Below are 10,454 nucleotides of genomic sequence, written 5' to 3' on the forward strand. Positions count from 1 at the left end.
ATGAAAAGGATCAGGCGATGGGCAAGCGGATGGTGATGGTCAGCCCGGTCGGGTGATTGTTGCTGGCCGCAATGGTGCCGCCGTGGCGCTGGATCGCCTCCGAGGCGATGGCCAGCCCCAGCCCGGTACCGCCGGTCTTGGCGTTGCGGGCATCATCGACCCGGAAGAAGGGCTGGAACAGCAGCGCCTGCTGCTCGTCAGGCACTCCGGGGCCGTCATCCCGAATGGTCATCACCCACTCCTGCCCCTCCCGATACCAGTCCACCTTGATGAACTCGCGGGCATATTTGAGGGCGTTGCGCAGGGGGTTCTCCACCGCCCTGGCCAGCAGCTCGGGCCACATCTGGATCGATTCGGCGGGTAGCGGCGGCAGTCTGAGCTGCTTGCTGCTCTGGTTTGCTTCGAACATGGCATCTTCGAGGATGGGCTCCAGCAGGTCGGCTAGCGGGTGCATCACCGGCGCCTCCACATGCTGCTGCACCCGCGACAGATCCAGCAGATCGCCGATCAGCTTGTCCAGCCGCCCGATCTCCGATTCGATCCGCGCCAGCTCGGCGCTGTCACCCTGTTTGCGGCGGATCAGCGCCTGCGCCAGCTGCATCCGGGTGAGGGGGCTGCGCAGCTCGTGGGAGATGTCAGAGAGCAGCTGTTTCTGCTTCTGGATCATGCTCTTGAGCGTCTCCACCATGCGGCTGACGTTATCCGCCAGCTGGCCGATCTCGTCGCCCCGTCCCAGATTGGGGATCTGCACCTCCAGATTGCCGGCCGCCAGTTGGGAGACCGACTTCTGCAATTGCAGGATGGGGCGGGTCAGCCGCCAGGCGAGCAGCAGGCAGAGCGGGGTGCTGACCAGCATCGAGATGCCCAGAATGCGGATCGGGTGATCCAGCACCTGAATGAACAGGAACAGGTAGGGGTTCTCGGCATTGAGGCCGAAATAGACGTGATAGCGATGGCCGTGGTGCTCCATCAGGAAGGGGCCGGCGATCGCCTTGCGATCCTCGTTGCCCAGCATGGGGTTGGCCGGATCGTCGGCATCCACCATGAAGCGCACCACGAACTTGCGTGGATGGGTGGTGGACTGGATCTGTCCCCGCTCATCGCGCAGATAGACGTTATCCACCGGCAGCATGGCGATATTGTCCATCGCTTTGGCCAGATCGAAATCCTGATCCGGATCGGCGGCATTGAGCAGGGCCTGAACATTATTCTGCATCCGCGCCACCTCGTGGGTCGGTAGCGGGATCTGGTTACGGGGATCCAGGGTCGGCAGGCTGATCACGGCGGCCAGGATCACCAGCAACATGAGCCAGAACCAGAGGAAGATGTGGGTCGAGATCCCGTTGAGGGAGCTGATGCGCTCTATTCTTGCTCTAGCCACAGGTAACCGCGCCCCCGTACGGTTTTGAAGCGGGGCTGGCCATCGGTGCGATCCGGCAGCTTCTTGCGCAGGTTGCTCAGGTGCATGTCGATGGCCCGATCGAAGGGTTCCAGCTTCTTGCCCAGCACCTGCTCGGAGAGATGACTCTTGCTGACGATCTGGCCGGGATTGCGCAGCAGGCACTCCAGCAGGCCAAACTCGGTGGCGGTCAGCTCCAGCAGCTGTTCGCCGCAGCGGGCCTGCTGCAGGCCGGGTTGCAGCACGATATCCATGAAGTGCACTTCGTCGGAGGAGTTGCCGCGCTGGGGCGGGGCGCTCTGGGTGCGGCGCAGGATGGCGCGCACGCGGGCGAGCAGCTCCCTATCATCGAACGGCTTGGCCAGATAGTCGTCGGCGCCAGCCTCCAGACCGTTGACCCGATCCTGGCTGTCACCGCGCGCGGTCAGCATCAGTACCGGGGTGTCGTGGGTCTTGCGCAGCTTGGTCAGCATGGCAAAGCCGTTGAGCCTGGGCATCATCACATCCAGCAGCACCAGATCGAAGCTCTGCTCCGCCAATCGTTGCAGCCCCTCTTCACCATCCTCGGCGACCGTGACCTGAAATCCCTCCAGGGTCAGAATTTCGGTGAGCAGTTGGGTCAATTCAAGATCGTCGTCGACCAGGAGTATTCTGTTCATCTGGTGTTATTCCGCAGATTTTCGCGCCAAACTGACGCCGGGGTCAGGGTATAATAAGTTTTTCATCGCCAGAGGAAAGCCGGTTTTGAGCCATCAACAATATTCCCGTTGGGTCACCTTTGCCAGCATGGCGGCGGTCACCACCGCCACCCTGCTGATCATCGGCAAACTGATCGCCTGGCTGATGACCGACTCGTCGACCCTGCTGGCATCGCTCACTGACTCCTTCATGGATGTGAGTGCCTCCATCATCAACCTGCTGGCCATTCGCTATGCGCTGGCCCCCGCCGATGACGAACACCGTTTCGGTCATGGCAAGGCGGAGTCGCTGGCGGGGCTCATTCAGTCAGCCTTTATTTCCGGTTCCGCGCTGTTGCTGGTGATGCACGGAATCTCTTCGCTGCTCAAACAGGCGCCCATCGAGCGGCTGGAGGCCGGCCTCTGGGTCAGTGGTGGTTCCATCGTGCTGACCCTGCTGCTGGTCAGCTTCCAGAGCTTGGTCATTCGCAAGACCAACAGCGTGGCCATCAAGGCCGACATGCTGCACTACCGTTCCGATCTGCTGCTCAATGCCGGTGTCTTGCTGGCGCTGGTGCTGGCGGGGCAGGGGTGGTACTGGGCCGACGGCCTGTTTGCCATCCTGATCGGGCTGTTCCTGTTGTGGGGGGCGGGACACATCGGCTACGAGTCGGTGCAGGCCCTGCTCGATCGTCAGTTGCCAGCCGAAGAACAAGCGAGAATAATGGCGCTCTGCTGTGCCGTAGAAGGTGTACACGGCGTACATGACCTGCGCACCCGTCAATCCGGGCCGACCCGATTCGTACAGTTGCATCTGGAACTGGATGATCAGATCCCCCTGGTCAAGGCCCATCAGATCGCCGATGAAGCCGAACTGGCGGTACGCCAGGCATTCGAGCGGATGGATGTCATCATCCACATGGACCCCATCTCGGTGCTGACAAAAGAACAACAGAGCCCTCACCCAGAACAACAGTAGGCTGCAACATGGATGAACTGGTTGCCAAAACCTGGCACAAAATTCAGCAAGAAGCGGAGTGCATGGCGGCCCAGGAGCCGATGCTGGCCAGCTTCTTCCACTCCACCATTCTCAATCACAAGAATTTGCGATCGGCCCTCAGCTTCCAGCTGGCCAACAAGCTCGACAGCGCCACCATGCCCGCTATTGCCCTGCGCGAAGTGATCGAGCTGGCCCTGCGCAGCGAACCCGAGCTGCTGGCGGTGGTGGCGGCCGACATCTGCGCCGTGCAGGAGCGCGATCCGGCGGTCGATCTCTTCTCCACCCCGCTGCTCTACCTCAAGGGGTTCCATGCCCTGCAGGGTTATCGGGTCGCCAACTGGCTGTGGCGTCAGGGGCGCCGCTCGCTGGCGCTCTATCTGCAAAACCAGATCTCGGTGGTGTTCGGGGTGGATGTGCACCCGGCCGCCCGTATCGGCAAGGGGATCATGTTTGACCACGCCACCGGCATCGTGGTTGGCGAGACGGCGGTGATTGAAGATGATGTCTCCATCCTGCAGAGCGTGACCCTCGGCGGTACCGGCAAGGAGAGCGGCGATCGCCATCCCAAGATCCGCGAAGGGGTGATGATAGGGGCGGGTGCCAAGGTGCTCGGCAATATCGAAGTGGGCATGGGCGCCAAAATCGGCGCGGGTAGCGTGGTGATCAACCCGGTGCCACCTCATACCACGGTCGCTGGCGTACCCGCCAAGATCGTCGGCCGTCCGGAGTGCGACAAGCCTTCACTGGATATGGATCAGTGTCTCTGATCTCCTGACCGGAGGCGTCGATGGCCAAACGCTGGTCGGGTTATCTGATTTTGGGGATGTGGCTGCTCAACCTGCTGCATCTCTATCTGGGACTCTCCCCCTGGCCCGCGGCCATCGCGGCCTGGGGGGCGTCACTGCTCACCTGGCCCTGGCTGGTGGGGGCCGCCAAGCGGCAGGCGCTGGCCCTTTATGGCGCCGCCCTGTTGCTGTTGATCTTCTCCTGGTGGCGGGGCGCGACCCTCATCGCTGGTGACTGGCTGCTGCCCAACATCAATATGCTCACCATGTTTGCCGCGGTGAGCACCCTCAACCTCGCCACCTCGGGTCTCTTGACCGGCACCACCTCCTGGACCGGGCGCAAGGGGCTGTGGAGCACCATGGCCAGCCTCAATCTGCTGGGAGCGGTCATCAACCTCTCGGTGCTGTTTATCATCGGCGATCGGCTGGAGCGGGGCGGCACCCTGGAGCGGCGTCAGGTGATGGTGCTGAGCCGGATCTTCTGTGCCGCCGCCTTCTGGTCACCCTTCTTTGTCGCCATGGCGGTGGCGCTCACCTATGCGCCGGGTTTGCAGCTCTTCCATATTCTGCCGTTCGGGATCCTCGCCGCATTGCTGGCGATGGGGCTGACCGCCTGGCAGGTGGAGCGGATCGGAGTGGCTGACTTTGCCGGTTATCCGCTGCGGCTGCAGACGCTGGGATTGCCGGTCACGCTGGCGCTGCTGGTACTGCTCATCAAGCAGATCTGGCCCCAGCTCGGCATTCTGGCGGTGATCGCGCTGGTGGCCCCGCTGCTGGCGCTGCTCTTTATGCCGAGGGTCGGGCGCAAGGCGGCCCTCAAGCGGCAGGTGGTGGAGCGCTTCCCCGCCATCGGTGGTCAGCTGGTGCTGTTTCTGGGGGCCGGTTTGCTGGCGGCAGGGATCAACAGTGCGCTGTCGGTCATCGATCTCGGCGCGGGCCACGGCCTGCCGCTGTTCAACCACTTTGGCTGGCTTGAAGCGTCCCTCACTCTGCTGTTGATCCTGCTGGTGGCCATCGTCGGGGTGCATCCGCTCATCAGTATCTCCGGATTGGCGCCGCTGCTCTGGCCGCTGGCGCCGGATCCCAGCCTGCTCGGCATGTGTTTCCTGCTGGGATGGGGGCTTGCCACCGGTACCAGCCCGCTCTCCGGCTCCAATCTGGCGCTGGCCTCCCGTTACAGCCTCAGTGCCGGGCTGATCCTGCGTTGGAACCTGCTCTACGGTCTGTTGATGTATGTCGTCGCCTGTCTGTTGCTGGGGGCTTATATCGCCTTGCATGGATAACGGTGGCGCCGTCAGGAGGGTGCAAATGATGCACGGGTGGCGGGGCCTTTTACGCACGGTTCAGTGTGTTGTCGCGGCTCGGGCGCAGGATGCGAGAAAAATAGACGCATATTTAGACAATACATCTATGGAAGGCGCATTTTACAGCGCACTGGCTTGTTTGTGCCGATGCGCTCGGGGTATGCTGGCTTCACGCGCTTGAATCGCCCTCTGTGGGGCATCGCAATTGAACAAACAGGTATGCATATGTCACTAGAAGTCCTTGAGCAACTCGAATCCAAAGTACAATCCGCCGTCGACAACATCTCCCTGCTGAAGATGGAGCTGGACGAGCTGAAAGAGCAGAACAGCAAGCTGCAAGACGAGAACCATCAGCTGCGCAACGAGCACGTTGCATGGCAGGAGCGTCTGCGTGCCCTGCTGGGCAAAATGGATCAGATGGGCGAAACCATCTAATTCATCGCCTTCAGGCAGAATTGAAAACGGGCCGCTCGATGAGCGGCCCGTCTGTTTTTGGCTGGGCGGGGATTACAGCGCCAGCAGCTGTTTGACCGTCTTCTCGATGCCGTCTGCCGCTTCCACTATGTTGCTGGCCAACATGTAGGCGGGGGTGGAGATCACCTTGCGCTCCTGATCCACCACGAACTCGTTGACCGGGCAGTTGAGATGGCTGCCGCCCATCGCCTCAATGGCGTTGGCGGTGCCCTCGTCATGGCCGATGGTCGCCAGCGTCCCGGCACCGTAGATCAGCGGGATCATGGCGGGCGCGATGCAGATATAGGCGGCCGGTTTGTTGGCTTTGGCAAAGCTCTGGCACGCTTTCAGCACATCGGGCTGGATCTGGCACTCGGCGCCCCTGATGGCGAAGTCGCACAGGTTTTTGGCAGCGCCAAAGCCGCCGGGTACCAGCAGAGCGTCGTAATCGGCCGCATCCAGCTCGGCCACATCCTTGATCTGGCCACGGCAGATGCGGGCCGCTTCGACCAGCACGTTGCGGCTCTCTCCCTCGCTTACTTCACCGGTCAGGTGGTTGATCACATGGAGCTGCGCCACGTTCGGCGCGAAGCACTGGACGGCGGCTCCCTGACGGGCCAGCGCCAGCAGGCTGATGACGGCCTCGTGGATTTCAGCTCCGTCAAAGACACCGCAGCCACTCAAAATCACGGCCACTTTTTTCATGGCAAACTCCTTGTTGTTGAAAATGTGAGCCAAGATGGATTGTTGTACTTTTGTATGGTTATCGCTCGCCATCCGCTGGTCAAGTCATCTTGCTGTGCTAGGATTGTTTCGTTTTGGATCCTGCCGTACCTACTCCCTTAAATCTTTTTCCACATTGATCGAGATCATTCTAACTGTCTCGCGATCGGTTTTTGCGATCTCAATGTATTGTTTTTAATGGCTTTTTATATTCTTATGCACAGCTTTGTCACTGTGCGCTCTGATGCGCCCCATTTTTGAACACAGAGTTATCCACAGTCTGAGTCCCTTTATAAGGGCATTTGTGCTGTTGCTGCGCCCCTTGGTGTGAGGGGGGCCCTGTGGCATCCTAGCGGCTGTTTATCTCTGGCAGGACGATTTCATGGCCCCTAGCAATCCCCTTATTCTGGTCGACGGCTCCTCTTATCTTTACCGCGCCTTCTTCGCCTCCCAGCAGGCCGATCTGCGCACATCGACCGGTTTGCCGAGCGGCGCCGTCCGTGTCATGGCCAACATGATGCGCAGTCTGCGCAAGCAATATCCTGACTGTCATGTGGCCGTGGTGTTTGATGCCAAGGGCAAGACTTTCCGCGACGACATCTATCCCGAGTACAAGGCGACCCGTGCCAGCATGCCGGACGATCTGCGCAGCCAGGTCGCCCCCATCCATCAGATGATCAAGGCGATGGGCTTCCCCTTTTTGATGGTCGAGGGGGTCGAGGCCGACGACGTGATCGGCACCCTGGCCCGCCAGGCGACCGAGAAGCAGCTACCGGTGTTGATCAGTACCGGCGACAAGGACATGGCGCAGCTGGTCTCCGACCATGTCACCCTGATCGATACCATGAAAGATGTGAAGACCGATCGGGAAGGGGTGATCGAGAAGTTTGGCGTGCCGCCCGAGCTCATCATCGACTATCTGGCCCTGATGGGTGACAAGGTCGATAACATTCCCGGCATGACCGGTGTCGGCGAGAAGACCGCACTGGCCCTGCTGCAGGGGATCGGCAGCATCGACGAGATTGCCGCCAACCTCGACAAGGTGGCTGCGCTCGGCTTCCGAGGCTCCAAGGCGTTCGCCGACAAGTTCCGCGAGCAGGAAGAGCAGGTTCGTCTCTCCTATCGACTGGCGACCATCAAGACCGACGTCGAGCTGGAACAGAGTCTGGAGCAACTGCAGCTCCAGCCGGTCGACAAGGAGTCCCTGCTGGCCGTCTATCGCGAATACGAGCTGCGCAACCTGATCAAGGAGCTGGAGTCCGGTGGTGAAGAGGGCCGCGAGAGCGCCGGACAGGACGAGGCTGGCGATGAGAGTGCAGCTCCGGTTGTCACCATCGAAACTGACTACCGCTGCATTCTGGACGAAGCCGAGTTTGACGGCTGGCTGGAACAGCTGAAAGCGGCACCGCTGTTTGCCTTCGATACCGAAACCACCAGTCTCGACTATATGGAGGCACGGATCGTCGGCGTTTCCTTCGCAGTTGAGCCGGGCAAGGCCGCCTATGTGCCGTTTGGCCACGACTATCTCGGGGCACCGGTGCAGCTGACTGAAGCCGTGGTGTTGGGCAAGCTCAAGCCGCTGCTGGAAGATCCGACCCGTCTCAAGGTGGGGCAGAACCTCAAGTACGATCGCAACGTGCTGCTCAACCACGACATCGACCTGCAAGGTATCGCCTACGACACCATGCTCGAATCCTACGTGCTTAACTCCACCGCCAGTCGCCACGACATGGACTCGCTGGCCAAACGCTATCTCGGGGTCGAGACCACCTCCTTTGAAGATATCGCGGGCAAAGGGGTGAAGCAGCTCACCTTCAACCAGATCGAGCTGGAGCAGGCCACTCCCTATGCGGCGGAAGATGCCGATATCACCCTGCGTCTGCACCAGACCCTGTGGGGGCAGCTGGAGGCCGTGCCGGGCCTCGCCAAGGTATTTAGTGAAATCGAACTGCCCCTGCTGCCGGTACTGGCGCGGATGGAGTTGCTCGGCACCACTATCGATCCCAAGCTGCTGCACCAGCAGAGTCAGGAGATCGAGCTGCGGTTGGCAGAGCTGGAGAAGCAGGCTCACGAGCTGGCCGGACAGGAGTTCAACCTCTCCTCGCCCAAGCAGCTGGGGGAGATCCTCTTCACCAAGCTGGGCCTGCCGATCATCAAAAAGACTCCCAAGGGAGCGCCGTCCACCGCAGAAGAGGTGCTGGCCGAGCTGGCGGAGACCTACGAGCTGCCGCGCCTGCTGATGGAACATCGAGGCCTGGCCAAGCTCAAGTCCACCTACACCGACAAATTGCCGCTGATGATCAAGCCGCAGACCGGGCGGGTACACACTTCCTATCATCAGGCGGTGGCGGCTACGGGCCGTTTGTCATCATCTGATCCCAACCTGCAGAATATCCCGGTGCGCAACGAGCAGGGGCGCCGGATCCGTCAAGCCTTCATTCCTAGCGCCGGTTACAAGCTGGTGGCGGCGGACTACTCCCAGATCGAGCTGCGCATCATGGCGCATCTTTCCGGTGATAAGGGCTTGCTGACCGCCTTCGCCGAGGGCAAGGACATCCACAAGGCGACCGCCGCCGAGGTATTCGGCGTGGCGCTCGATGCGGTCACCACCGACATGCGCCGCAGCGCCAAGGCGATCAACTTCGGCCTCATCTATGGCATGAGTGCCTTTGGTCTGGCCAAGCAGCTGGGGATCGGCCGCGCCGAAGCGCAGAAGTACATGGACCTCTACTTCGAACGCTACCCGGGCGTGCTGGAGTATATGGAGCGCACCCGCCAGCAAGCGGAAGCCCAGGGTTATGTCGAGACCCTGTTCGGCCGTCGCCTCTATCTGCCGGACATCAAGTCCCGCAACGCCGGTCTGCGCAAGGCTGCCGAGCGGGCCGCCATCAACGCCCCGATGCAGGGCACTGCTGCCGATATCATCAAGCGCGCCATGATCAACGTGGACAGCTGGATCCGCGGTATCGAGGATGAGTCGATCCGTATGCTGATGCAGGTACACGATGAACTGGTGTTCGAGATCCGCGAAGAGAAACTGGAGGAGTACACCGCCATCATCAAGGAGAAGATGTCGGGCGCTGCCGAACTGCATGTGCCGCTGCTGGTTGAAGCGGGCACCGGCGATAACTGGGATCAGGCCCACTGATTTCCAGCCTGCCTTTCTGCACTGCTATATAGCTATATAAGAAGCGAAGCCCGGCATCATGCCGGGCTTCCTGTTTCTGCCTGCCCTATCAGGTCTCTTGCAGATACTCATCCTTGAGCAGGACATAGTTGTCGGCCGAGGTCTTGAGAAACGCGATCTCGGCGGGTTTGAGCGGGCGAGCCTGTTTGACGGGATTACCTATATATAGAAAGCCCGATTCGAGTCGCTTGCCTGGTGGCACCAGCGAACCTGCGCCGACCATCACGTCATCCTCGACCACTACCCCATCCAGAATGATTGCCCCCATGCCGACCAGCACCCGGTTGCCGATGGTGCAGCCGTGCAGCATCGCCTTGTGGCCGATCGTCACATCTTCTCCGATCAACAGCGGATAGCCATCAGGGTTGCTGGCACTCTTGCGAGTCAGGTGCAATACAGTGCCATCCTGAATATTGCTGCGGGCGCCGATGCGGATATGATTCACATCCCCCCGTGCCGCCACCATGGGCCAGATGCTGGCATCGTCGGCCAGCTCGATATCGCCCACCAGTGTCGCGCAGGGATCTACATATACCCGTTTGCCCAATTGCGGGCGTTTTCCCTTGTAGGGTCTCAGTCGCAAGTCCATCTTGGCCTCCTTGTTTTCGGCCATTCTAGCAATCCGGAACCTGTTTCTGTGGATAAGTTTGTATAAAAGCTGTGGTTGGATATGAATAACTAAAAAAGTGCCCTTTTTTGCAATTTTATTGCCGATGAGGGGTTGCCAGAAAGAATCTGTTCCCTATAATGCGCCTCCATCGACAGGGCAAGCGGCAACGCAGAAAGCCAAGTCGATAACCTCGAAAAGCCTTTGAAAATAAGGCTTGACTCGAGAAGGCGGTTGAGTAGAATTCCACTCCCGCAGCAACGAACTGTTGCGTCGCTCTTTAACAATTTGAATCAAGCAATCTGTGTGGGCACTCACA

Annotated in this window: 9 protein-coding genes; 5 read left to right on the forward strand and 4 right to left on the reverse strand. The window is 60.3% G+C overall.

All coding sequences use genetic code 11. The annotated features are described in order from the left end of the window. Window positions 1–10: 10 nt before the first annotated feature. Together I6G90_RS16595 and I6G90_RS16600 are read right to left on the reverse strand one after the other, a co-directional pair. Window positions 11–1,381, reverse strand: coding sequence for an ATP-binding protein (locus I6G90_RS16595; protein ID WP_197928374.1), 1,371 nt, complete (start codon window positions 1,379–1,381; stop codon window positions 11–13). Then, the gene (locus I6G90_RS16600) at window positions 1,363–2,058 is read right to left on the reverse strand and encodes a response regulator (protein ID WP_042061153.1); all 696 of its coding nucleotides are present in this window, start codon (window positions 2,056–2,058) and stop codon (window positions 1,363–1,365) included. Before I6G90_RS16600 ends, I6G90_RS16595 begins: the two co-directional genes overlap by 19 nt. 85 nt (window positions 2,059–2,143) lie before the next feature. Here I6G90_RS16600 and fieF point away from each other — a divergent pair, with 85 nt between their 5' ends. From fieF to I6G90_RS16620, 4 genes are all read left to right on the forward strand, one after another. Beyond that, the gene (gene fieF / locus I6G90_RS16605) at window positions 2,144–3,055 is read left to right on the forward strand and encodes a cation efflux pump FieF (protein WP_042061152.1); all 912 of its coding nucleotides are present in this window, start codon (window positions 2,144–2,146) and stop codon (window positions 3,053–3,055) included. A gap of 8 nt (window positions 3,056–3,063) precedes the next feature. Next, window positions 3,064–3,843, forward strand: a complete 780-nt coding sequence (cysE, locus tag I6G90_RS16610) for a serine O-acetyltransferase (RefSeq protein WP_058053260.1) — start codon at window positions 3,064–3,066, stop codon at window positions 3,841–3,843. A gap of 20 nt (window positions 3,844–3,863) precedes the next feature. Continuing rightward, a complete protein-coding gene (locus I6G90_RS16615) occupies window positions 3,864–5,144 on the forward strand; it encodes a hypothetical protein (protein WP_197928376.1) in 1,281 nt (426 codons plus the stop codon). A gap of 246 nt (window positions 5,145–5,390) precedes the next feature. Beyond that, window positions 5,391–5,600, forward strand: a complete 210-nt coding sequence (locus I6G90_RS16620) for a cell division protein ZapB (RefSeq protein WP_033136398.1) — start codon at window positions 5,391–5,393, stop codon at window positions 5,598–5,600. Window positions 5,601–5,672: 72 nt separating this feature from the next. Here the strand turns inward: I6G90_RS16620 and elbB are convergent, their stop codons facing one another. Further along, window positions 5,673–6,323: an isoprenoid biosynthesis glyoxalase ElbB gene (gene elbB, locus I6G90_RS16625; RefSeq protein ID WP_197928378.1), complete on the reverse strand. Its 651-nt coding sequence runs from the start codon at window positions 6,321–6,323 to the stop codon at window positions 5,673–5,675. Window positions 6,324–6,723: 400 nt separating this feature from the next. Here elbB and polA point away from each other — a divergent pair, with 400 nt between their 5' ends. After that, the gene (gene polA, locus I6G90_RS16630) at window positions 6,724–9,489 is read left to right on the forward strand and encodes a DNA polymerase I (RefSeq protein WP_197928380.1); all 2,766 of its coding nucleotides are present in this window, start codon (window positions 6,724–6,726) and stop codon (window positions 9,487–9,489) included. An 88-nt stretch (window positions 9,490–9,577) separates the two neighbouring features. On the opposite strand, the gene I6G90_RS16635 is transcribed toward polA, so the two are convergent. Next, entirely contained in the window at window positions 9,578–10,117 is a 540-nt protein-coding gene (locus I6G90_RS16635; RefSeq protein WP_042061206.1) for a gamma carbonic anhydrase family protein, read from the reverse strand. Window positions 10,118–10,454: the final 337 nt, after the last annotated feature.

Source organism: Aeromonas allosaccharophila, from assembly GCF_016026615.1.
Classification (GTDB): Bacteria; Pseudomonadota; Gammaproteobacteria; order Enterobacterales; family Aeromonadaceae; genus Aeromonas; species Aeromonas allosaccharophila.